This window comes from Acinetobacter sp. FB (assembly GCF_056033405.1).
On sequence record NZ_CM148502.1, the window covers coordinates 2533294 to 2556677 of the forward strand.

General features: G+C 37.9%; 22 protein-coding genes. 8 read left to right on the forward strand and 14 right to left on the reverse strand.

Annotation, left to right across the window (positions count from 1 at the left end; translation table 11 throughout):
• Positions 1-12: 12 nt before the first annotated feature.
• On the reverse strand, positions 13-795 hold the full coding sequence (locus tag AC0JIQ_RS11995) for a crotonase/enoyl-CoA hydratase family protein (RefSeq protein ID WP_474201801.1): 783 nt from the start codon (positions 793-795) through the stop codon (positions 13-15).
• A gap of 164 nt (positions 796-959) precedes the next feature.
• On the opposite strand from AC0JIQ_RS11995, the gene AC0JIQ_RS12000 reads away from it, so the two are divergent.
• The 4 genes from AC0JIQ_RS12000 (at position 960) to AC0JIQ_RS12015 (ending at position 6926) form a co-directional block, all read left to right on the forward strand.
• On the forward strand, positions 960-2210 hold the full coding sequence (locus AC0JIQ_RS12000) for an exonuclease SbcCD subunit D (RefSeq protein WP_474201802.1): 1251 nt from the start codon (positions 960-962) through the stop codon (positions 2208-2210).
• Between the two features lie 9 nt (positions 2211-2219).
• Positions 2220-5816, forward strand: coding sequence for an AAA family ATPase (locus tag AC0JIQ_RS12005; RefSeq protein WP_474201803.1), 3597 nt, complete (start codon positions 2220-2222; stop codon positions 5814-5816).
• A gap of 27 nt (positions 5817-5843) precedes the next feature.
• Positions 5844-6116: a hypothetical protein gene (locus AC0JIQ_RS12010; RefSeq protein WP_474201804.1), complete on the forward strand. Its 273-nt coding sequence runs from the start codon at positions 5844-5846 to the stop codon at positions 6114-6116.
• A 237-nt stretch (positions 6117-6353) separates the two neighbouring features.
• Entirely contained in the window at positions 6354-6926 is a 573-nt protein-coding gene (locus AC0JIQ_RS12015; RefSeq protein WP_474201805.1) for a hypothetical protein, read from the forward strand.
• A 24-nt stretch (positions 6927-6950) separates the two neighbouring features.
• On the opposite strand, the gene AC0JIQ_RS12020 is transcribed toward AC0JIQ_RS12015, so the two are convergent.
• Positions 6951-7670 (reverse strand): hypothetical protein, encoded by a 720-nt coding sequence (locus AC0JIQ_RS12020; RefSeq protein WP_474201806.1) that lies wholly within the window; start codon positions 7668-7670, stop codon positions 6951-6953.
• A 183-nt stretch (positions 7671-7853) separates the two neighbouring features.
• The gene (locus tag AC0JIQ_RS12025) at positions 7854-8546 is read right to left on the reverse strand and encodes a YggS family pyridoxal phosphate-dependent enzyme (RefSeq protein WP_474201807.1); all 693 of its coding nucleotides are present in this window, start codon (positions 8544-8546) and stop codon (positions 7854-7856) included.
• A 124-nt stretch (positions 8547-8670) separates the two neighbouring features.
• Here AC0JIQ_RS12025 and AC0JIQ_RS12030 point away from each other — a divergent pair, with 124 nt between their 5' ends.
• Both AC0JIQ_RS12030 and AC0JIQ_RS12035 read left to right on the forward strand, forming a co-directional pair.
• Positions 8671-9708: a type IV pilus twitching motility protein PilT gene (locus AC0JIQ_RS12030; protein WP_034601609.1), complete on the forward strand. Its 1038-nt coding sequence runs from the start codon at positions 8671-8673 to the stop codon at positions 9706-9708.
• A 24-nt stretch (positions 9709-9732) separates the two neighbouring features.
• Positions 9733-10851 carry a PilT/PilU family type 4a pilus ATPase gene (locus AC0JIQ_RS12035; protein ID WP_004663427.1) on the forward strand — a complete coding sequence of 373 codons (1119 nt, stop codon included), beginning with the start codon at positions 9733-9735 and terminating at the stop codon, positions 10849-10851.
• A 94-nt stretch (positions 10852-10945) separates the two neighbouring features.
• On the opposite strand, the gene fur is transcribed toward AC0JIQ_RS12035, so the two are convergent.
• On the reverse strand, positions 10946-11383 hold the full coding sequence (gene fur, locus AC0JIQ_RS12040) for a ferric iron uptake transcriptional regulator (RefSeq protein ID WP_004663428.1): 438 nt from the start codon (positions 11381-11383) through the stop codon (positions 10946-10948).
• A 111-nt stretch (positions 11384-11494) separates the two neighbouring features.
• Between fur and AC0JIQ_RS12045 the strand changes: the two genes are divergently transcribed.
• Positions 11495-11893 carry an outer membrane protein assembly factor BamE gene (locus AC0JIQ_RS12045; protein WP_004663429.1) on the forward strand — a complete coding sequence of 133 codons (399 nt, stop codon included), beginning with the start codon at positions 11495-11497 and terminating at the stop codon, positions 11891-11893.
• Between the two features lie 53 nt (positions 11894-11946).
• Here AC0JIQ_RS12045 and AC0JIQ_RS12050 read toward each other — a convergent pair whose 3' ends face one another.
• The 10 genes from AC0JIQ_RS12050 to AC0JIQ_RS12095 all read right to left on the reverse strand — a co-directional run bounded on the left by AC0JIQ_RS12050 (position 11947) and on the right by AC0JIQ_RS12095 (position 22058).
• The gene (locus tag AC0JIQ_RS12050; RefSeq protein ID WP_474201808.1) at positions 11947-12267 is read right to left on the reverse strand and encodes an RnfH family protein; all 321 of its coding nucleotides are present in this window, start codon (positions 12265-12267) and stop codon (positions 11947-11949) included.
• Entirely contained in the window at positions 12267-13349 is a 1083-nt protein-coding gene (locus tag AC0JIQ_RS12055; protein ID WP_474201809.1) for a hypothetical protein, read from the reverse strand. Before AC0JIQ_RS12055 ends, AC0JIQ_RS12050 begins: the two co-directional genes overlap by 1 nt.
• A 247-nt stretch (positions 13350-13596) precedes the next feature.
• Entirely contained in the window at positions 13597-14052 is a 456-nt protein-coding gene (locus tag AC0JIQ_RS12060; RefSeq protein WP_004663432.1) for a bacteriohemerythrin, read from the reverse strand.
• A 277-nt stretch (positions 14053-14329) separates the two neighbouring features.
• Entirely contained in the window at positions 14330-15178 is an 849-nt protein-coding gene (locus AC0JIQ_RS12065; protein WP_474201810.1) for a class II glutamine amidotransferase, read from the reverse strand.
• 97 nt (positions 15179-15275) lie between these two features.
• Positions 15276-16052 (reverse strand): GNAT family N-acetyltransferase, encoded by a 777-nt coding sequence (locus tag AC0JIQ_RS12070; RefSeq protein ID WP_474201811.1) that lies wholly within the window; start codon positions 16050-16052, stop codon positions 15276-15278.
• Positions 16053-16166: 114 nt separating this feature from the next.
• A complete protein-coding gene (gene argB / locus AC0JIQ_RS12075) occupies positions 16167-17066 on the reverse strand; it encodes an acetylglutamate kinase (RefSeq protein WP_004663435.1) in 900 nt (299 codons plus the stop codon).
• Positions 17067-17079: 13 nt separating this feature from the next.
• Positions 17080-18501: a phosphomannomutase/phosphoglucomutase gene (locus AC0JIQ_RS12080; protein ID WP_474201812.1), complete on the reverse strand. Its 1422-nt coding sequence runs from the start codon at positions 18499-18501 to the stop codon at positions 17080-17082.
• 192 nt (positions 18502-18693) lie between these two features.
• Positions 18694-19146 carry a dUTP diphosphatase gene (gene dut / locus AC0JIQ_RS12085; protein ID WP_004663437.1) on the reverse strand — a complete coding sequence of 151 codons (453 nt, stop codon included), beginning with the start codon at positions 19144-19146 and terminating at the stop codon, positions 18694-18696.
• Between the two features lie 23 nt (positions 19147-19169).
• Positions 19170-21209, reverse strand: coding sequence for a DNA helicase Rep (gene rep, locus AC0JIQ_RS12090; protein ID WP_004663438.1), 2040 nt, complete (start codon positions 21207-21209; stop codon positions 19170-19172).
• Between the two features lie 183 nt (positions 21210-21392).
• Complete coding sequence (locus AC0JIQ_RS12095; RefSeq protein ID WP_004663439.1) at positions 21393-22058, reverse strand: YiaD family glycine zipper/OmpA-like lipoprotein; 666 nt, start codon at positions 22056-22058, stop codon at positions 21393-21395.
• Positions 22059-22447: 389 nt separating this feature from the next.
• Between AC0JIQ_RS12095 and AC0JIQ_RS12100 the strand changes: the two genes are divergently transcribed.
• On the forward strand, positions 22448-23365 hold the full coding sequence (locus AC0JIQ_RS12100; protein ID WP_046739530.1) for an acyltransferase: 918 nt from the start codon (positions 22448-22450) through the stop codon (positions 23363-23365).
• The last annotated feature ends 19 nt before the right edge of the window (positions 23366-23384 follow it).

Sequence of the window (23384 nt, forward strand, 5' to 3'; positions counted from 1 at the left end):
TCAACCCAACGCTTACTCACCTTTAAATTGAGGAAGACGTCTCTCAAGCATCGCACGTACGCCCTCTTGCGCATCTTGCGATGCAAATAATGGCTTGAGGTAACTGTCCATATTCTGAAATGCAAAAACCTCTCCCTGAGTAACCGCATCAGTTGCTGAAGCCAACAATGCTTGTAATGCAAGTGGCGCAGCAATACAAATTTCTTGGGCAATCTCGATAGCCCGATTAAGCTGTGTGCCCCTAGCAACAATTTCAGAAAGCAAATTCAGTTCATTGGCTTTTTGGGTATCAAAGGTTTTACCTGTCAATAAATAAGGCATGGCTTTTTGCCAACCTGCTGCCCGTACGAAACGCACAGTTGCTCCACCAAAAGGCATAATTCCACGTAATACTTCAAGCTGACCAAAAATCGTGTCTTCGCTAGCGACGACAACATCTGCATTCAACATCAACTCTACCCCAGCGGTGTAACAAATCCCTTGTACAGCTACAACGACAGGCTTGGTTCGATGCCGTCCTCCAACACCCCAAGGGTTAATTTGTCCTTCTTCAAAACTAAAAATCCCTTGTGGAATTTTGGGCTGTAATTCAACAAGATCTAAACCCGCAGTGAAATGATCACCATGTGCAAAAATGACAGCACAACGTAGTTTAGGATTATTTTCATATTCAGTTAAAGCTAAAGATAAATCTTCAATCATATGACTATCAAAGGCATTGCGTTTTGCCACTCGGTCTAAACCAATTAACATAATATGATCCATGATTTCACGGCTTACTTTTCCTAAACTCATTCTTTTATTTCCTGTTTTTTAGTAATAATGTTGGTAACAAACTAGTTGATCATTTCCGAATGATCAAGACATATCTTGTCTATGTTATTCAACGCTGCAAGGCTCTACTTTTAGGCTGAATCCGTGCTACCTTATTCGAGTTTATTTTATGTTTAGATTCATTTATGACCGTGCGTTTTTTTCATACGTCTGACTGGCATTTGGGGCAGTTTTTTTATAATCATTCCCGCCACTACGAACATGAACAATTTCTGACATGGTTACTTGAGCAGATCAAAGCCAAACAACCGCATGCTTTACTGATCGCAGGTGATATCTTTGATGTGATCAACCCGAGCTCACAGGCACAAAAACAACTCTATCAATTCCTTGCCGATGCACATGAGCTTGCCCCACATATGCAAACCCTAATGATTGCTGGCAATCACGACTCAGGTTATCGCATTGAACAAGTCGAGCCTTTATTAGAAAAATACAATGCTAAAACGGTCGGCGTGATTCGATGGAATCAAGATAAAAGTCTCGATTTAGAACGTTTAATTTTGCCGATTTATGATGAAAAAAAGCAGATTGTAGCATGGTGTATTGCCCTGCCATTCTTACGTTCAGCTGAAATTACAGGCTTTAATGAGCACACCACCAACAGCCAAAATGCGATTGCTTATTTACATCAACAGTTAATCGAAGAAGCCAAACGTCGTAAAACCGATGATCAGGCCTTAATTCTAATGTCACATGCGCATATGCAAGGTGGGGAAACTTCGGATTCAGAACGACCGATTATTATTGGTAATGAAGAAGCCCTATCTACAGCCCTGTTCGATGACAGCATTGATTATGTAGCACTGGGGCATTTGCATAAACCACAAAAAGTTCAGCATCCACATATTCGTTATAGCGGCTCACCGATTCCACTGTCATTTAGTGAAATCAACTATAAGCATCAAGTGGTTGAGGTCAGCATTGATCCTACAAAAAGTGAAGATTCGTTTAACTTTGAAGCTTTAGCGATACCACGAAGTATTCAACTGCATAAAATTAAAGATGAACTCACTGTAGTCATGCAGCGCCTTCGTAATCTGCCAAATGAACCGATCGAAAATCTTGAGCATCGTGAATATGTTGATATCGAATATCATACCACGACGCCCCCACAGCCTAATCTACGACAACAATTTGAAGATGCCTTGCCGAAGGATCGTTATCGACTGGTGCGGATTTCCAGACAATATCTCTCCAATGAAAGTAATGCCGAGAGCAAGCAGAGCATTAGCTTAGAACCTCCGACACCCGAAAAACTATTTCAGCAAATTTGGGAGAAAAAAGGCTATCACGCCGATGATGAAGTCACTCAAGACTTTATGAGTTTGGTCGCAGAAGCACAAAAGCAACTTGAAGATGATAAGACTGTTTAAGGACCTGCCATGAAAATTTTATCAATTCGACTGAAAAATTTGGCATCTCTGGCAGATGAGCACTTTATTGATTTTGAAACTGAGCCTTTGGCCAGTGCGGGACTGATTGCCATTGTCGGAAAAACAGGTGCTGGTAAATCTACGATTTTAGATGCCATGTGTCTGGCGTTATTTAATAAGATTCCTCGCCTCAAAGAAAGTGACGGCAAGTTGTTAGATGTCGATGGTTCGGAACTACTCACCAACTCCCCTTTAACGGTTCTACGTCGTGGCACAGGACATGGTTTTGCCGAACTGTGTTTTGTGGCGCAAGACCAGAAACATTACCTCGCACGTTGGGAAATTAAACGTGCCCGTGAAAATGCCAGTGGCAAACTACAAAGTGTACAACGTTCACTCAAATGTCTGACCGATGGCGTGGTGATTGCAGATAAAACCAAAGCGGTTGAAGCCCATATTCAACAGATTACCCAACTGAGTTTTGAGCAATTTACTCGTGCGGTACTGTTGGCGCAGTCCGAAGTGACCGCATTTTTAAAGGCACGCGATAATGAACGTGGAGAATTACTTGAATATCTGACCAACTCCAGTATTTTTGCCAAAATTGGACAACTGGCTTTTGAAAAGACCCGTGAAATCAGCAACCAGCGCAAGCAACTCGAAAATGTGCTCGGTCATATTGAAATTCGTTCTGATGAAGAAATTGCCGAATTACAGACTCAATTTCAGCAGCTACAGCAACAGGTTCAGCAGTTGGAAGCCGACAAAGTTCAGCTCAATCAACAGCAACAATGGTTTGAGCAGCGACAGAAACTTCAAACTGAAATCACACTGAAACAACAACAGCATGACATTCAAATTCAAGCACATCAGGCTTTAGCAGCAGATCGCAATCGACTCAGCCAACTCGAAATCTTTTCAGGCATTCGTCCGATTGTGTTCCAACAGCAACAACTGGAAAAAGTACTGCAACAGCTTGAACCACAAATTCAACACAAGCAGCAGCACTTTACCGCTGTAAGCACCCAATTTGGGCAAGAAAAAACAGCTTATACGCAGGCTGAAACGGCCTTACAGCAATTCCAGAGTTTTGAACAAAACCATCAGCATGAACTCAGCCAAGTGCGTAAATATGTACAGGAACGTGAATACATTGCCGATGAATATAAGAAAACCAAAGTCCGCCTAAACAAGAACGAAGCGCAACAACAGCCTTTGCTTGAGCAACAGCAACAGTTTGAACAAAGTCGCAACAGCCTATCCATACAACAACAAAGCTGTTCTGAACAACTGCAACAGAGCGCACAATTCTCCACTTTAGATAAAGGCTTGAATGCACATATTCAGCAGCTGCAGCAATTTATTCAGCAATACCAAAAAGTCGAACAGAATTTAGGTTCGATTCAACAGGCACAGTCCAAGCTTAAACAAGATCAGATCGTATTAAATGAGCTCATTCAAAAATTTGGCACACCACAACAGATTGAAAGCCAGCTTGAACAAAAACAAAAACTCAGAGAACAGCAACAAACCCGATTGAATCAACTGGATCTGATTCAGCAAAAGTTACAGCATTATTTTGAACTTAAAAAAGAACGTGATGAGCTAGGCGATAAGCTCAGTAGCACACAGCAACACCACCAGCAGCTTGAACAACAACTACAAACCAGCCACGTTGAGTTCCAGTCTGCCAAGAATGAACGAGAAAAATTGCAGCAGATGTTGCAACAACAACGTTTATTACATGCTGAAAATATTGAACATCTCCGTGCTGAACTCAAATACGGCGAAGCCTGTCTGGTCTGTGGCAGCACCGAACACCCCTACCGTGATGACGCCAGTCAGCTCTCCAAAGCCTTGTATGAGCTGCAACAACAGCAAGAGCAACAGGCGATTCAACAAGAGCAACAATGCTTTCAACTTTGGCAAAACACACAGCAGCAATTTACCCAGATTCGTACCGAACTGACGCAATTGCAATCTGCCATGCAACAAGCGGATAACAAATTCAAGCTGCAACATCAGGAATTAGTCAAACATGCAGCACAGTTCGAGAGCCAGTTAGATTTAACTCAGTCGCATGCGGAAATCAATACCATTCAACAGCAATACATCAGTGAGGCAACCCAGTTCAAACAGCAGATTGAAATTGAGTTACAGCAATTGCATCAGGCCAATAAAGACCACTATCACCTGACTCAAACGATTCAAAATATCCGCTATCAACTCGAAAGCGTACAGCAGTCACAGCAACAGATTCAGCATGTTGTGGATTGCCTGAGCAGCGATGAACAAAGCTTATGGCAACAGCAAACGCTGAGCTCTGCTCAACGGATAGCACAACGTTTTCAGCAACGTGTTCAACAGCTTGAACAAGCTGAAACACTCAACAAACAACAACAGCAGCTTGAACAGCAACTGAATCTATTAAAGTCCAATTTAACCAGCTTGATCACTCAACATACCGAGTTTAGCCAGCAACTTAAAGAGGTCGAGATTAAAGGCAAACAAAATACAGAGTCAGCGCATCAATTGATTGTGGCAATGACAGGTTTAACCGAACTCAAAGCCAATGAATGGTTAAACCAACACGATCAACAGCGTCAGCAACTCCAAAATCAATATCAGCAGATCAAGCAGCGTTTTGAACAGGCTCGTCAAAGTTTTGAACAGCAGAAAAATGAACTGGAACAGCTCAAAGCCCAACAGCAGCAACAACAATCTGCCCTTGCCCAATCTAAAACTGAAATTCGAGCCTGGTTAGACCAGCATCCTGAATTTGAAGAGCATCAATTAGCTGATTTACTTGCTATGCGAACTGAACAAGAACAGCACATTCGAACATCGCTACAACATGCAGAACGTTTGCTCAATGAGGCCACCTCTGCATTGAAAACGCTGCAACAGCAATTACAGATGCATCAGCAACAACAGCCATCCATCGAATATACCCAGTTGCTTGAGCATATCCATCTCAATCATGAAAACTTACAGCAGCAAGCTGAACTACGTGATCAGTTCAAACTAAAATTGGAACTACATCAGCAAAATGTTGCCAAGCAAAAGCAATTTGCCGATCAAATCCAGCAGATTCAGCAACAGGAACACCGTTGGAATAAAATTTCCAGTTTGATTGGTGATTCTAAAGGTAAGGATTTCCGTGATTTAGCACAGCAGTATAATTTGGATATTCTGCTTGAATATGCCAATCAACAATTAGCAATGCTATCGCAGCGTTATACCTTAAAACGTTTGGATAATTCGCTCAGTTTAGCAATTATCGACCACGATATGGATGGCGAAACCCGTTCGGTGGCTTCACTGTCTGGTGGAGAGTCCTTCCTCACTGCCCTTGCAATTTCGCTTGCAATTGCCAATATGGCTTCAGGTTCAATGAAAATTGAATCGCTATTTATTGATGAAGGCTTTGGCACATTGGATGCTTCTTCTTTACATATGGTGATGAATGCTTTAGATCAACTACAAAGCCAAGGGCGTAAAGTCATTTTAATTTCCCATATTCAAGAAATGCATGAACGTATTCCTGTACAAATTCAGGTACAACCACTTGGATCAGGTTCAAGTCGGATTGAAGTAGTGGGATAAATACAATCATGCTTATGGAAATGAAAAATGGAACAAAATGATCTCTTTCAACTTATACCAATATTCAAACGTATTTCCGATCAGCAACTTGCGGAATACGTTTGTATATATAACTTAGACACAAAACAATATGCTGTTCTATGCACTAATTTTTATAATTCTACTTCTTCAAATGATGATCATACTTATTTTAAAAAACTAACCATTGAGTTACTACTTGAGGAATCGCCTAAATCTCGTTGTAAATGGTTTTCTTCAATTCAAAAAGCGATTGAGCAACATGATTTAGATTTCAGCTAATTATTTTAATCAAATAACAAAAATCAGTTTCACTTCACATATTCATAAATATAATAACCGATCCAGCTACAAGTTATTATATCTTCTCATAAATCAACCAATAGCATTAGCACTGAATTAATTTAATTATTATTTTTAAAAACGACACCTCATGTCGTATTCACTTAGAAAGAGATTGTTATTTCTCATAATTTTGACTATTTTATCAAAAAACATCAATTTAATATGAGAATTTTTATGGCTGCAATTAAGCTGAGTGATGAGGAAGCTAGTCATTTTTTTACTGAACAAGTTGGTAAAAATCACCCTTTCACGATTCTTCATCCAGAAATATTAAAAGAACAAATTTATCAAGCTGCCCTATATTCCAAGCAAAACCAAGGTACTCATATCCCTGTGATTGTACGTTTTCGGATTGAATTTTCTTATTTTCAGCCTCGCTTAAAACGATATTTCAATATTCATTTATATATACGAGCTACGATAGATTATTATTGGAATAAAAAAAATAAAGGAGATGAAATCAGCCGGACTTATTTTACAACTGATTTTTATCTAAGAACCTATGATTTTTTTGATGTCCAAACTGAAAAAAAATATCATTTCTGTCTTAAAAACCCATTTGAAGTTCCAAATTTTTCCGCTACACCTACAATTTATCGCCAAGTGGATTCTTTGATTTATTTTTTAAAATATCGCTTACCAGACATTAATGAAAACTTGATTCATTTTATTGACAGTGAAAAATTCAAAACTACACTATTTCTTGATTTTGAACGTCCAATCAACCAACAAATTAATGCCTTGTAGGAACAAGGCATTATTGAAATTAAATTATTCTTTGTCCGCAGGAAAAGCTTTAGGTGGCGGTGCATATTTAGATGAATCTTTTATTTCATCTTTTGAATCGGGAGATTCAAGTTGATAAATTGCTGTTCCAATAATACCTGTATTCTGAGTTGAACCATGATCTGAATTTGTAGCATAAGCATCTTCTGGTGAACTGAATGTAAAAGAAGCAACCGCAGAATCACTCTTACGAAAACCTTCTATTTGAACTGTGCTATGTGGATGTAATACATAACCAGAATTATTGCGTGAAGCAATACTTCCATTTAGTACATCCATACCATCTACACTTGCGACCACTTCATAAGTGTTGTCGGTATGATTTTCATATTTTAATTGATAGCTCTGGCCATTTTTACCTGAAAGATAATAATTTTGACCATCTCTATATAAGGGAAGCTCTTGATTATTATCATTAACAACAGAAAAACTAATTTTCCCAGCTGCTAAAGAAATACTATTCACCATTTTGCCTTGATATTGTTTATTGGCATAACGAATTTCTGATTCAGCAATCGGCTGTTCAGATAAACGCGCCAAATTCACCTCAGTCACATGTGAAGTGACTTCATCTCCCCATTTTGTACCTAGTTTTTCATCTGCTGTAACTTGGGCATTCTGCTCTGTAACTACATCTTCTTTTTTACTGCAAGCAGCTAAAAATAAACATAAAATAAAAGATATTAAGAAATAGATTTTTTTCATTTTAAATTAACCCTAAATTGAGTTCTTATCATTATGAGCAAATAATTTTTAATCGCTTAATATGAGCATCATATAAGTGATCAAAGAATTATTTTAAATTAAGCCATTTTTTTCAACAGCGTATAAATTTTATATAATTGTAATTACCTCTCTATTCTCTGAACTAAAGAAGTAATTAACTCATTACTGAATATTTGAATAATCCCGTGCACCAAACAATGCCGTTCCTACTCTGACCATAGTTGAACCTGCTGCAATCGCAGCTTCAAGATCGGCAGACATCCCCATACTTAATGTATCCCAGTCTTGTGGCTGTGCATGCTGAGACTTAACTTCATCAAATAAGGCTTTGGCATCGATAAACGCAGCATAATTTTCAGGTGCCGGAATCACCATCAATCCACGTAAACGGATATTTGGAAGCTGACTGATTTGATGAACCAATTCTAAAACCTCATTTGGTTGGCAACCATCTTTAGAATTTTGCCTATCAATATTTACCTGAATACAGATATTTAACGGTTTTTGATTTTCTAAACGTTGATTGGATAAACGTTCTGCAATAATCAAACGATCGACTCCATGCACCCAATCAAATGTTTCTGCTAAATGCTTGGTTTTATTACGTTGTACATGACCAATAAAATGCCATTCAATATCTAAATCTTGTAATTCATCAATTTTAGTCAAGGCTTCTTGCAAATAATTTTCACCAAAACAACGCTGACCAACAGCATACATTTCTCGTAAGGTTTGGCTCGGATGAGTCTTTGAAACAGCCAACAATTGCACAGTCGAAGGATCACGTTTCACCTGCTGGCAGGCTTGCTCTATTTGATTTAAAACAGATTGACGGAATTGCTCAGATTTATTCATTGACACAGTTCTCACTTACAAAATCTTTTTTTCTCTTACATTCTATAATATGTTGGTAACACAGAGTGAAAGCCGTATATTATTCTATAAAAGAATGAGGCATTTTGATTGTTTCGGGGAAATCATGGATATTACAGAATTACTAGCATTTGCAGTTAAAAACGGTGCTTCAGACTTACATCTTTCATCAGGTATGCCACCAATGATTCGTGTAGATGGTGAAGTCCGTCGTATTAATTTACCAGCACTAGAACATAAAGATGTACACCGCTTAGTGTATGACATCATGAATGATAAACAACGTCGTGATTATGAAGAAGATCTAGAAACTGACTTTTCATTTGAAGTACCTAATATTGCACGTTTCCGTGTGAACGCATTCAACCAAAACCGTGGCGCTGGCGCGGTATTCCGTACCATTCCATCTAAAGTTTTAACCATGGAAGACCTTGGTTTAGGTTCAATTTTTAAAGAAATTTGTGATTATCCACGTGGTATCGTTTTGGTTACAGGACCTACGGGTTCTGGTAAATCAACTACGCTCGCCGCGATGATTGATTATATTAATGAAAACCGTTATGACCATATTTTAACAGTTGAAGACCCGATTGAATTTGTACACCAATCTAAAAAATGTTTGATTAACCAACGTGAAGTGCATCGTGATACTCATGGCTTTAACCAAGCACTTCGTTCTGCACTTCGTGAAGACCCTGACATTATTCTTGTCGGTGAGATGCGTGACTTAGAAACCATTCGACTTGCGTTAACTGCGGCTGAAACAGGTCACTTGGTTTTTGGTACACTGCATACTACCTCTGCAGCTAAAACGATTGACCGTGTCATCGACGTATTCCCTGCCGAAGAAAAAGATATGGTTCGTGCCATGCTTTCTGAATCACTACAAGCCGTTATTTCTCAAACATTATTGAAGAAAAATGGTGGTGGTCGTGTTGCAGCGCATGAAATCATGATTGGAATTCCAGCAATTCGTAACCTTGTACGTGAAAATAAAGTGGCTCAGATGTATTCTGCCATCCAAACGGGTGCAAACTACGGTATGACTACACTTGATCAAAGTCTTAAAACCTTGGTTTCAAAAGGTGTTATTAGTCCTCAAGTTGCCCGTACCGCAGCAAAACAACCTGAGTCATTCCTATAATAATAAACGGATTAGAGAAATATCATGGACTTTAATGATTTACTCAATTTAATGATTCAACAAAGTGCATCTGATTTATTTGTCACTGCAGATGTTGAACCCTCAATGAAGATCAACGGTCAAATTGTGCCTGTTTCAAAATCTAAACTCTCAGGTGAAGTCGTTGGTCAGTTACTTCATTCAATTATGTCAGATAAGCAGCGTAAAGAATTCGCTGAAACAAGAGAGTGTAATTTTGCGATCGTCAATCGTGAGAAAACAGCTCGTTTCCGTGTCAGTGCATTTCAACAACGTGATATGCCTGGAATGGTTTTACGCCGTATTGAAACTGTCATTCCAACCATGGATGAACTCAAGCTCCCTAGCGTGCTGAAAGAACTCGCCATGACCAAACGTGGTATCATTATATTTGTAGGCGCAACAGGTACAGGTAAATCAACCTCATTAGCTTCGATGATTGGTTATCGTAACCAAAATTCAAAGGGTCATATTATTACCATTGAAGACCCAATTGAATTTGTACATCAACATGCGGGTTGTATTGTCACTCAACGTGAAGTCGGGATTGATACAGATTCATTTGAAGTCGCACTAAAAAATACGCTTCGCCAAGCACCTGATGTGATCTTAATTGGTGAGATTCGTTCTCGTGAAACCATGGACTATGCAATTGCTTTTGCTGAAACAGGTCACTTAGTGCTAGCAACACTACACGCAAACAATGCAAACCAAGCACTTGATCGTATTATTCACTTCTTTGAAGCAGATCGCCATCCTCAATTGCATATGGATTTATCACTTAATCTCAAGGCGATGGTTGCTCAACAGTTGATCCCAACGCCAGATGGTAATTCACGTCGTGCAGCAATTGAGATTCTGATTAATACACCACTTTTGGCAGATTACATACGCAAAGGTGAAGTACACGAAATTAAAGATCTCATGAAGCGTTCTCGTGAGTTAGGTATGCAGACTTTTGACCAAGCATTATTTGATTTATACAAAGCAGGTGAAATTACGTATAAAGATGCACTGAAGCATGCTGACTCGCCAAATGACTTACGTCTCACAATTAAACTTTCAGAAGAAGGTACAGATCAGTTATTGAGTGCGAGCCGAAATATTACCTTTGATGGTCAATAATTCAAATTAAGCCATTAAAAAAGGAAGGTTTTTTATGACCTTCCTTTTTATTTGTTTAATTTTAGTAAAGTACTAAGCTTTAACTAAATCAAACTCATTTTTTACGATAAGCATCTTGGCATTCAGAATCACTACAATAGCCGTATAAGTTTAGTGAATGACCTGTTAAGGCAAAATTATGCTGATCTGCAACAGCATGTTGCTCTTTCTCAATAATATCATTTGTAAATTCAACAACTTTGTTGCAATTTAAGCAAACAAGGTGATCATGATGATCTTCTTGCATGATTTCAAAAACTGAATGATTATTTTCAAAATGATGACGTTGGATAATGCCAGCCGCTTCAAATTGTGTTAACACTCGGTAAACTGTTGCTAAACCAACATCTTCACCTTGTTCAAGCAAAGTTTTATAAATATCTTCAGCACTTAAATGATGTTGTTTTGAATTTTCTAACAATTCCAAAATCTTAATACGAGGAAGGGTGACTTTAAGTCCAGCTTTGCGTAAGTCTTGATTGGAAATAGGCATTTAAAAAGGTCTCTCAACAAATCTTAAGTTAGAATAGGCAATAGAGTTTAGATGCAGTATGATCTATCCTTGAACCAAATGCATCATCATTTATCAGGATAGTGTAGCAAAATGCAAAAAATCATGCTGGCGTTATTCGTCACTTCAGTACTTAGCGGTTGTTCAGTCTTTGGTGTTTATAAAGTCGATATTCCACAGGGAACACCATTAACTAAAGCACAAGCATCACAAGTACAAGTCGGCATGAGCTTTCAGCAAGTCCGTTTCTTACTGGGTAGTCCAACTGTTACAGATCCATTAAATCCATTACGTTGGGACTATATCTACAACTACACCCCAGGTACTTATGCTAAAAAAGCAAAAATACCAGCAGTGCGTGGTCAACACTTAAAAGTTTATTTCGATGCGAATGGCAATGTAGAACGTTTAGAAGGTTTAGATACGATTCCCGAATCACAACCTGGTTTACCAGCATCAAAAGAAGCAATTTTGACTGCGCCACCACTATAAATAGTTTCCAAAAAAAAGAAACCCCTCACCGAATCATTCGTGAGGGGTTTTATTTATGAACTTGATGGTCTAAAACGATTACCCTTAATAAAACGTCCTACGGGGTTCTTTGCGGCACGCTTGCGTCGAATATCTTTAGGATTAATCGTCAATGGACGATAAATCTCTACTCGATCACCCACTTGCAAAACAGTATCTACCTCAATCTTGCTACCAAATACACCAAGATTTAAAAGCTCTGGAAGTTTTACCTGTTCTGCTAAACCACTTGCATCAATCGCTTGTTGTGCAGTCATTCCTTCATAGAATGGAACGGCAATCATAAATTGCTGTTCAGGTGTCGCAAATGCAACCCAAACATGTTTCTGTTCCATTATAAAACTTGCCCAATAACTGCGACAATCGCAATCAAAATTGAAAGCGGTAAAACTAAACGTACCGCAATACGCCATACGTTATAAAATAATTCATTACTAAAACCCATTGCTTTACGAAGATGGCTAATCTTCATAATCCAGCCTGCAAAAACTGCATAAATCAAACAAATCACTAGTCCCCAAATCATCAGTAGAGTATTAAAAATTTGGTCAACTTGTGGCACAGCCCAAACTGCAATTGCCACGAGAATAATGCCCCATTGAATAATGATTGCAAGTTGGCGTTGTGCTAACTGCTCTTTAGCAAATTGGATCAATAATGCAGCAGACATTATGGCAGCAAAAACCCACGCTAGTGCTGGAAGTTGCGCTTGGATAGAAAAGAAACCAAATGCAATGACAGCAATAAGCTGCGCGGCCCAGATCGGAAATACTGAACTTGTGACCGCTTGTTGTTTTTTCACTGTCGCTAAGCTACTTTGCCAATACAATCCTAGACCTAGACCACTTGCGACTAAAGCAAGCACTGTAGCATTGCCCCACTCTTTAAACTCAATACCTGTCCAGTGCCAAGTCGTTAACTGAGTTCCCATCACATTTGCGCCAATGAAAGCAGCAATGACTCCAATTGTTGTAAGTCCAATTAAAAATTGGCGTGGTATAAAAGATAAACCGAGCGCTATAACGGCAAAAATAGCGAAAAGGATTTGAACAGGAAGACTTAATGCAAGCTGCTCAGTCACAATGTGAGCAGATGTATTTATCATACTTCCTGCAAAGAAAGGAACAAAAACAACAGCAAACCAACCTACTAAACGCCATTTCGGGGAAGCATCAGCATCACGTGTTAGAGTAGAAAGTGCTTGTAACGCGGTCATCTGTGAACGTTTTGCTAAGGCAATTTCAAGAAAACCTATCGGTAATGCTAATAAAAGCATGGTTCCTAGCCACAATAACCAAAAATCAAATTGACGATCAATTTGAATACCTACAGTTGGTGCTAATGTGCTAATCATGACAAAAGATAAGCAAAACGCCATCACTGGTGTAAGCCAGCGTGACAGAGTTGTGTCCTGCATACTGCATTCCTTAAAAAGCTTTGAACTCATTGTGCTTCTTTATGGAGCTTACAATGAAATATTCAATCTATTTTGCCTTTGTCACGTCTGAAAATCAAAACAAAAGATATCGAAAGAAAAAGGCAAATCACCATAAAGATGACTTGCCGCGCCTAGTTATTATTATATTAAGTTGACCTCTTATTTTTCACTCATACTCACCTTATTATTTTTTATAATAAGAGGTCTTATTATTTTTATTATTTCATTAAGCAAAGAATCTTGAGAACCAATTCTTTCCTTTTTTCTTTTCATTTTCTTTAATAATTCCAATCATATTTTCTCTTACTGCACCTACATAATCTGCATCATCATGTCGAATATGATTAATTAACCATTTAGAGAGAGCTTCATGCAATTCTTTATCAATTTCATGACCCAGTTCAAAGCGCTCACGATAAGCCTCTATTTTTTTAATAAATAAGTCATGCACACGCTTGTGAGGTACACGATACTTATAGTTTGCTTCTTCTTGTAAACTTTCTTCAAACGTAAAATGTGATTGTGTATAGTCAATAATATTATCTAACACACTTTTCATTTTTACACGATCATGGGAATATTTTAAATCAGCGATTTCATTAATATAATCCAGAATACGTCGATGTTGATCATCGATTACCTCTATTCCTGTATTATATTCGGTAGACCATTTCATGCCCATATCGATTCCTAAAACCAATGTGATTTATTGAATAAGGACATAATATCGACTAAGTAATTAAATAAAAACACAGCATTTTTGTCAGATTTTAAATATTTTCAATAAAATAAATTAACCTATTGTTTTATATTTATTTAAATATTTTACCCAATCAAAACACTCAAGTATTTTTTAACCAATTTTAAAACCAAATTCAAAATGGAATTTAAATATAAAAGTTAAGGAATTCATATTATAAAAAAGGTATATATCATGTATTAATTTTGATTATACCTAATTAATATTGATCTGCTTTGGTCATTCGTTTTAACAGCGGATTGTCTGCTTCTCGAATTAAACGTTCAACACGTGTGAGTGCATATTTAATGGGTTTCCCGTGCTGAAATAAAATCATTTCGCCTGGCTGATATGCAGTCCATGATTCATTATGTGTGAGCGGTTCCGTCGTGATAACAGCAACACGATCTTCAGGTGTCGTTACCTCGCTAAAATCCACTTTGACGTCTAAATCAATTAAATGCGCAGGTTGAAATGGATATTCTCTTACTAACCAATGCAGTTTAGTTGTCGCATAACTAAATAATGCTTGCCCATTGGATAGGCAAAAATTAAACGTACCATGCTCAGCAATTTCAGGAGAAATTCTTTCTAAAAGAGAAAAAACTTTCTCTATACACGGTTCTGTATATCCAAACGCTTCAACCATTTGATCTAATAAATAACAAAAAGCACGTTCGCTGTCTGTATTACCGACAGGTTCAAAGCGACCATTAAGCTGAGGATTAAAATCGTGTAGATCACCGTTATGCGCAAAAATCCAATGTCGCCCCCATAACTCACGTAAAAATGGATGTGAATTTTCTAGCGTAATTTTGCCTTGTGTTGCTTTTCGGATATGTGCAATCACATTACGAGATTTAATAGGATAATTACGAATTAAATCTGCAATTGGTGATTCAACTGCGGATTGATTATCAACAAATAACCGACATGCTTTGTCTTCAAAAAATGCGATACCAAAGCCATCACAATGATCAGACGTAACGCCAGCTCGTTGTGAAAATCCACGAAAGGAAAAAGTAATATCTGTTGGGGTCGCGCAATTCATTCCTAATAGCTGGCACATATCTTCTAACTGTCTAACATCTAAGCCTATTGTGCATGAGGTTTAGATATCTTGTAAATCTCAATATGTGCTCAGTATTAGCCTAACAATGATATAACTATCGCTGCACCATTTTATTCATGACAAAAGAAGTCGCGATCTTATTAATTTCTAAGAAAACAAAATAATCTAAACATTTGAAATCTTCATCATAAAATGCTTGTTTGGAGAGCTTAGATTGCATACCTAAATATGTATCAAATAATTTTGGCATCCGTTCATCTTGTGGGAAGCTATATTCTGGTCTCTCAGGTTCGAATGCACGTTTTGAGCGAATATCAATAATTTGATGATCACCTAATTGTTGAATCTGACGATGAGTGTAATAGGCACGCGCTAAATTATCTTCAAGATGAATACTGACACATCCCATAAGGTACTTAGCACGCATTGACCACAACACCTTTGGCACCAAATTTAACCAAAGCATTGATAAAGCTTTTCCAGAACGGAATTGTGGATGTACGCAGGTACGACCTATTTCTAGAATACTTGGCAAATGCGAAAAGTTAGGTACAACATCAAACTCTTTAGCGCTATAGCTTTGCCCAATCTCATGCCCCTGAAATAATTTAAGCCGTGTATAGGCAACAATTTCACCAGTCCATTTCTCACGTAATACAGCATGCTCGCAACCAAAGTCATAGAGATCTTGATCGAGACCATCTTCAAAAGAGATACCAAATTGATGAGAGAATTGATTTGCTCTAAATCTTTGTACTTCTTGTAATTCTTTTAGGTTGTCCACCCACCCAAAACGAAATTGATTTTGTGATGGTTTTTGGCGTAAAGGTGAAGTTAATGTCTGACGATATTGATTTAATTTTTCTAGCATAATGAAAGCTCCTTATGTCTAGAGTTAACTTAAATCGATTAAATGACATTGAAATGACTATAACGTGAACAGATCATGACGAAAAAAAAGACCTCAATGAGGTCTTTTTAATCTTTAGTGCTTTGCACGATTGGTAATCAGCGTTCCAACCCCATGGTCAGTAAAGATCTCTAATAATGTTGCATGAGGTACACGACCATCTACAATATGTGCACTCACGACACCACCTTTGACCGCGTCTAATGCACAACCGACTTTAGGAATCATGCCACCGTAGATAACGCCTGTTTCAATTAAACGATCTACTTCTTGTGTACTTAATCCAGTTAATAAGTTTTTATTTTCGTCTAATACACCTGTAATATTAGTCAAAAGAATCAATTTCTCAGCGCCTAATGCTTCTGCAACTTTTCCAGCGACGAGATCAGCATTGATATTATAAGTATTCCCTTCTTCATCAACACCTAATGGTGCGATCACAGGAATAAAATCCCCTTGGGTAAACATTTCCAGTACATCGGTTTTAACACCAGTCACTTCACCGACCATACCCAAATCAATTTGAGAAATTGAACCATCAGCTTCTTGTTTTTCCATAAGCAGTTTACGGGCACGAAGTAAATTACCATCTTTACCTGTTAAACCAATTGCACGACCACCATGTTGGTTAATCAGATTGACGATCGATTTATTGACACTACCACCCAACACCATTTCTACCACTTCCATCGTGGCTTGATCAGTAACGCGCATCCCATCAATACGATCGGACTCTTGTCCTAAACGTTTCAATAAAGAATCTACTTGTGGACCACCACCATGTACAACAATTGGATTTAAGCCCACGGTTTTTAATAGCACAATGTCACGCGCAAATGAGCTTTCAAGCTCTGGATCAGTCATTGCATTGCCACCATATTTTACAACCAACGTTTTACCTGCAAAACGCTGAATATACGGCAAAGCTTCAATCAAAATTTTTGCTTTATCAATGCCGATATGCTCATGTGGCATGCGTGTCTCCTTATTAAGCTTGTGCGAGTTCTTGTGCAATTTGCGGATATTGCTCTTGCATCATAGAAACAAATTCTTGGCGGATTTCACTTAATCGGCTTGGATTATCTGCATCAAAACGAACTGTGAAATACTCACCCGTATTAGATGCTCGAATAATGCCAAAACCATCATCAAAATCAAGTCTTACACCATCTATTTTACTTAAACGAGCACCTAAACGATGACTTTGAATTTCAATATCATTTAAAACTTGTTTAGGGTTTATATCATGGGTACTGATATAGGTATCTTCAGTACAATAACGTTCAGGGTAAATTGCTAATAAAGCAGAAAGGTTTGCTTTGTCTGATTGAGTTAGGTATTCCATGACTCTTAGCGCCGCATATAGACCATCGTCATAACCAAAACCACGACCATCATTAAATACATAATGACCTGCATACTCTCCACCAAATACGGCATTGCCTTTTGATTGAGATAAATATGCGCGCAAGAAACTACTTCCTGTACGAATCATTTTGGCTTGACCATGAAGCTTTTGTACCGTCTCAGCCACCATTTGTGAACATTTCACATCAAATACGATTTCTTTTTGAGGATGCTGTTTTAAACAAATTTGTGCGAATAAAGACAATAAGCGGTCTGGACTAATAATATGGGCAAGCTCATCCAGAATAACGACTCGATCGCCATCACCATCCAAGGCAATACCAATATCTGCTTTTTCCAAAAGGATAGCCGCTTGCAACTGTTTTAAATGTTCAGCATGTGATGGATCAGGTGCATGGTCTGGGAAAGCGCCATTTGCCTCACATCGAATCGCAATAACTTCGCAGCCTAACTTCTCTAAGACGAGTTTTGCACAACGACCTGCTGCACCATGTAAACCATCTAATGCAACTTTTAAAGGGCGTTTTAACTGAATATCAGCTAATAAGGATTGTTGATATTTTAAACAAAATTCAGGAATAATATGATGTGATAATTCTTGTAAATCACTATTTTTTTCAATTTTTCCTAACGCAAATTGAGCTGCTAAACCAACCTGTTGAATAATTTCAGGGCTAGGTGGTTCTCCTTGTAAAATCCATTTAATCCCATTATCAGATTTAGGATTATGGCTTGCAGTTACCATAATTCCGTTCCCACCAAAATCACGCGCAATATAGTACATCATGGGCGATGAACAACATCCAATGTTGGTGACTGTTAAACCCTGTGTTTGAAAAATTTGTTGAATAATATTGGCATAAGTCGGACTGGTTAGACGTGCGTCATACCCAATAACGACTTGATATTGCCCTGCATTTTTATATTGTTGTGCTAAAGCATAGCCAATTGAATGAATTACATGAGGTGTTAAATGATTTAATTTTCCGCGAATATCATAAGCACGAAAAATATTCAGAGGAAATGTATATTTTGTATTCACAGTGAACCCCTATTTTTATAATCATTAGCTGATTCAAAAAAACAGAACTATTAAGAAATTAGTTAACCCTTGTTCAGAAAAATTAAAATAATTTGTCAGCTGCTTTTTAATACAAATCCAAAGAACAATCAATATCAAAAATGCAATGCTTTTAAGCAAAGCATTGCATTTAAATTGATAATGGAAGCAGTATTAGTGTTGGCCTGTATGTCCAAAACCACCTGCACCACGTTCAGTCGCAACAAATTCTTGCACTTGTTCAAATTCAGCTTGTACCACAGGAACTAAAACGTATTGAGCCAAACGTTCACCCGGTTCTAATCGGAATGTACTTTGCCCACGATTCCAAACAGAAATCATCAATTCACCTTGATAATCGGAATCAATCAAACCGACCAAGTTTCCTAATACAATACCATGTTTATGACCAAGACCTGAACGCGGTAAAATTAAACCTGCAAAGTTTGGATCTTCGATATAAATTGCTAGACCTGTTTTGACTAAGACCGTTTCACCAGCCGCAATATCAATTGCAGTATCTAAACAGGCACGTAAATCTAAACCTGCTGAACCCGTTGTGGCATAAGAAGGCAATGCCCATTCTTGACCTAAACGAGCATCTAATACTTTAACTTGAACTTTCATTACAACTTCCTACTTACTATTTCTTAACGTTTCAATAATGCTTTTAAATTCGCAAGATATTGCTGAGCTTGCTCTTTTGGATCAACATTCGGTGCGAGTTTCTTTTTACGACCATGCCACTCTAGATCATCTTGTGGCAATTCGTCTAAAAAACGGCTTGGTGTCATTTGACGCATTTGACCACCGTTTTTACGCTGCTCAGCAAGTGTCAAGGTTAGCCCTTGTCGAGCACGGGTAATACCCACGTACATTAAACGGCGTTCTTCTTCGATGGTTTCTGAAGCAATCGAGTTTTTATGTGGTAATAGCTCTTCTTCCAAGCCAATCATATACACATAAGGAAATTCCAATCCTTTTGCAGCATGTAGCGTCAATAAGTTCACTTTATCCGTGTCCTCTTCTTCTTGCTGCTGCTCTAACATATCAAGCAATACCAGTTTACGAATTACACTTTCAATATTCTTTTCATCGACATCATCAGTACGATTAATCAAGTTTTGGATACTGGTATAGAGACTCTCAATATTATCGATTTTGGTTTTTTCTTGAGCAGGTGTTGCTGCTTGCTCACGCACGTAATCGATATAACCCGCTTCGTTGATCATTTGACGGACTTTAGGTACAGGCTCATCATCGTCTAACAATTCACGGGTAAATGTTGCGATAAAATCAGCAAACTCATGTAATTGAGTGGCAGCTTTCTTAGGCAATACCATCGACAATCGTTGATCTGAAGAAGCTGTTAATAACGATAAGGTATTTTCTTGTGCAAATAGTCCCAGTTTCTCTAAGGTGACAGGCCCAATTGCACGCTTCGGTGTATTAATAATTCGTAAGAAAGCACTATCATCTTCAGGATTAATAATGAGACGTAAATAGCTCATCACATCTTTAATCTCAGCACGAGCAAAGAATGATTGCCCACCCGATAATTTATAAGGGATTTGCATTTGACGTAGCTGCGTTTCTAATACGCGTGCTTGGAAATTACCACGATATAAAATCGCATAGTCTTTCCAATTTTTACCATTCATCAATTTATGCGTGATGAGATCTTTAACAACACGTTCCGCTTCATCATCATCATTCAAACATGTGATCACACGGATATTTTCACCATGTCCTTTATCACTCCACAATTTTTTATCAAAAATATGTGGATTATTTTCAATTACAGCATTAGCCGCTTTTAGAATACGACTGGTTGATCGGTAATTTTGCTCAAGTTTAATCACTTTTAAATTATGAAAATCTTCTTTTAATAAAGCCATATTCTCAGGCTTTGCACCACGCCATGCATAAATAGATTGATCATCATCACCTACGGCGGTGAATTGCCCCATCACACCAACGAGAAGTTTTACAAGGGTATATTGTGCAGTATTGGTATCTTGATATTCATCTACCAGTAAATAGCGAACCCGATTTTGCCATTTGTCTCTGACTTCAGCATTCTCTTGCAGCAAACGCGTTGGCATCACAATCAAATCATCAAAATCAACAGCGTTATAAGCGCGCAGATTACGTTCATAGAGTTGATATAAATGTGCTAACTGTACATCGTCAACTGTTTCACACGTTGAATGAGCTTGCTCTGGTAAAACTAAGTCATTTTTCCAATCAGAAATTTTCTTCATTGCTTTAGCGATGAGTTCTTTACTCTCTGCACCCGACATATTATCGCGCTGCATTAAGTCCATCAGAATTCGTTTGCAGTCGTCAGCATCTAAAATCGAAAAATTGGCTTTAAGTGGTAAGTTTTTTAATTCTAAACGCAATAAATTTAAGCCAAAGGTATGGAAAGTCGAAACTGAGAGTCCTTTTGCTTCTTCACGTGACAATAACTTACCGACACGCTCCTTCATTTCACGTGCGGCTTTATTGGTAAAGGTCATGGCAGTAATACGATGTGCTGGAATACCACATTGCTGTACTAAGAAAGCAACTTTTCGTGTAATAACTGAGGTTTTACCTGAACCCGCACCTGCGAGCACCAACAATGGCCCTTGAACATATTTCATCGCTTCAAGTTGCTTGTCATTGAGTTGACTGGCAGATGACATCTCGTAATACCTCTCACGTTTTCGAGCATGATTATAGACATCTCTGTTTTAGAATCCCAATAGTAAATCTTGGGATATGTATAAATTATGATGCCTTATACAAATGACACGCCATAGCTTGTCGCAAGCTGTTCGACACAATAAAAAAACCACCCGAAGGTGGTTTTTCTAAATCAGTAATAATTACTGTTTTGCATAAATGCTAATTTCTACACGACGGTTTTGTTCTTTACCAGCAGCTGTTGCATTTGAAGCGATTGGATTAGAAGAACCTAAACCTTGCGCATCAATACGGCTACCTGAAACACCTTGACCAGCTAAATAATTTTTAACTGACTGAGCGCGTGCTTGAGATAATGGAATATTGATTGAATCATTACCTGTATTATCTGTATAACCTGTTACAAGAATCGCACTCTTGTTATCTTCAGCCAACACTTGTGCAACTTTGTTTAAAGTACCGTAGAAGTTAGGTTTAATATTTGATTTATTGGTATCAAATGTAATGCTACCCGGCATGATCAATTGAACAGAACCATCTGGATTACGACCTACATCAACACCTGTACCTGCCATTTGCTCACGTAATTTTTTCTCTTTGTTATCGAGATATAAACCACTTGCACCACCAAGAATCGCACCGATTGCAATTGCACGGTTGTTTTGGCTGCTGCTACCGTTGTTAATACCTTTAGAAACACCGTAACCAGCTGCCGCACCAATTAAAGCACCTAGAGCAGATTTGTCGTATGAAACACCACCAATATCGTTACCTTGGCCACTCATTGTTTGGCAACCAGAAAGTACCAATCCAGCCCCTACTAATGTTGAAATTACTAATGCACGCATTGCGTAGCTCCTGTCTATGTATTTTGTTGTCTGAACAAATAATGAATGAGAAAATCAAGCCAGACCATTGATATTTTGTTAATAATAAACAGTTTATTTATATTTTTGTAATATTTTGATGCACTTTTCTTGATCTTATACTCACATTCTCTCCACTGTTTATTGTTTTACATAAAACCACGTTTATGAGATATGTGTCACATTATTGAAAATTAAGTAATCATCTAAGTCTTGTATGTTAAAAATTTTAATTTCCCAGATTCTGTATCTATAATTACTGGAATATATGAAAATTGTGAACATTTAAAAATATACAGTTGTATTTAAATATCTGTTGTTTATAGTTAAAAGGACTGTTTTATCGAAAATTAGCACTCAAGGTTTGATTTATGTCTACCACAAATAAAAAAGCATCGTTATTAGAAAGGGTAAGTAAAGGACTTACTGTTGGTTCTGTGATCACCGGAAGTACTTTTTTACATGGTCCTCCTGTTCTTGCTCTTGGTTTTACAAAATTATTTAAAAAATCAAAAAAAGTCGATGAAACCAATATTCAGTTGGCGAATAGTTGGATTGGCGTAAATAATCAACTGATTGAAAAAGTCTTACCAAATCTTAAATGGGAAATCAGTATTGATGAAAAGCTCGATCTGAATTTAAAAGGTCGTTATATAATGATTTGTAATCATCAAAGTTGGGTTGATACCACAGTAAATCAATATTTTGGTCTCACACGTATGCCACTCACCCGCTTCTTCACCAAGTGGGAACTCATCTTTATTCCTTTTGTTGGGCAAGCCTTTAAGATTTTGGGTTTCCCAATGATGAAACGTCACTCAAAGGAACAAGTGGCTAAAAACCCAGAACTGAAACATCGCGATATGTTAGAAGCACGTAAAGCCTGCGAACAGCTCTTAAGTCAGCCTTTTACACTACTCAATTATCTTGAAGGCACTCGCTTTACCGCAGAAAAACAAGCAAAACAGCAATCACCCTACCAAAACTTACTTAAGCCAAAAGCAGGTGGGTTGGCATTGGCTTTAAACATCTTAGGCGATAAGATTGATGCTTTGGTTGATATGACAATTGTCTATCCTGATGGTGCACCAGATTATGGTGATTTCTGGCTAGGCGATGTTTCACGTATTGCTGTGGATTTGCGTAAAATAGAAATTCCAGATTGGGTGCTTGGTGGAAATTATGAAGATGATCCAATCTACCGTGAACGCTTCCAGCAATGGGTCGACCAAATTTGGACAGAGAAAGACCAACTGATTTCACAGATGAAGTCTAAATATTATCAATAGTCTGATTAGGAATTGACTA

Bases quoted from the DNA above. Each gene is read 5' to 3' on its own strand.
- AC0JIQ_RS12035 (WP_004663427.1), top strand. From the start codon at position 9,733: ATGGACTTTAATGATTTACTCAATTTAATGATTCAACAAAGTGCATCT.
- fur (WP_004663428.1), bottom strand. From the start codon at position 11,383: ATGCCTATTTCCAATCAAGACTTACGCAAAGCTGGACTTAAAGTCACC.
- AC0JIQ_RS12020 (WP_474201806.1), bottom strand. From the start codon at position 7,670: ATGAAAAAAATCTATTTCTTAATATCTTTTATTTTATGTTTATTTTTA.
- AC0JIQ_RS12065 (WP_474201810.1), bottom strand. From the start codon at position 15,178: ATGTGCCAGCTATTAGGAATGAATTGCGCGACCCCAACAGATATTACT.
- dut (WP_004663437.1), bottom strand. From the start codon at position 19,146: ATGAAAGTTCAAGTTAAAGTATTAGATGCTCGTTTAGGTCAAGAATGG.
- AC0JIQ_RS12010 (WP_474201804.1), top strand. From the start codon at position 5,844: ATGGAACAAAATGATCTCTTTCAACTTATACCAATATTCAAACGTATT.
- AC0JIQ_RS12095 (WP_004663439.1), bottom strand. From the start codon at position 22,058: ATGCGTGCATTAGTAATTTCAACATTAGTAGGGGCTGGATTGGTACTT.
- AC0JIQ_RS12055 (WP_474201809.1), bottom strand. From the start codon at position 13,349: ATGCAGGACACAACTCTGTCACGCTGGCTTACACCAGTGATGGCGTTT.
- AC0JIQ_RS12000 (WP_474201802.1), top strand. From the start codon at position 960: ATGACCGTGCGTTTTTTTCATACGTCTGACTGGCATTTGGGGCAGTTT.
- AC0JIQ_RS12045 (WP_004663429.1), top strand. From the start codon at position 11,495: ATGCAAAAAATCATGCTGGCGTTATTCGTCACTTCAGTACTTAGCGGT.
- AC0JIQ_RS12060 (WP_004663432.1), bottom strand. From the start codon at position 14,052: ATGGGCATGAAATGGTCTACCGAATATAATACAGGAATAGAGGTAATC.
- AC0JIQ_RS12030 (WP_034601609.1), top strand. From the start codon at position 8,671: ATGGATATTACAGAATTACTAGCATTTGCAGTTAAAAACGGTGCTTCA.
- AC0JIQ_RS11995 (WP_474201801.1), bottom strand. From the start codon at position 795: ATGAGTTTAGGAAAAGTAAGCCGTGAAATCATGGATCATATTATGTTA.
- AC0JIQ_RS12025 (WP_474201807.1), bottom strand. From the start codon at position 8,546: ATGAATAAATCTGAGCAATTCCGTCAATCTGTTTTAAATCAAATAGAG.
- AC0JIQ_RS12015 (WP_474201805.1), top strand. From the start codon at position 6,354: ATGGCTGCAATTAAGCTGAGTGATGAGGAAGCTAGTCATTTTTTTACT.
- AC0JIQ_RS12005 (WP_474201803.1), top strand. From the start codon at position 2,220: ATGAAAATTTTATCAATTCGACTGAAAAATTTGGCATCTCTGGCAGAT.
- AC0JIQ_RS12050 (WP_474201808.1), bottom strand. From the start codon at position 12,267: ATGGAACAGAAACATGTTTGGGTTGCATTTGCGACACCTGAACAGCAA.
- AC0JIQ_RS12070 (WP_474201811.1), bottom strand. From the start codon at position 16,052: ATGCTAGAAAAATTAAATCAATATCGTCAGACATTAACTTCACCTTTA.
- rep (WP_004663438.1), bottom strand. From the start codon at position 21,209: ATGTCATCTGCCAGTCAACTCAATGACAAGCAACTTGAAGCGATGAAA.
- AC0JIQ_RS12100 (WP_046739530.1), top strand. From the start codon at position 22,448: ATGTCTACCACAAATAAAAAAGCATCGTTATTAGAAAGGGTAAGTAAA.
- argB (WP_004663435.1), bottom strand. From the start codon at position 17,066: ATGCCACATGAGCATATCGGCATTGATAAAGCAAAAATTTTGATTGAA.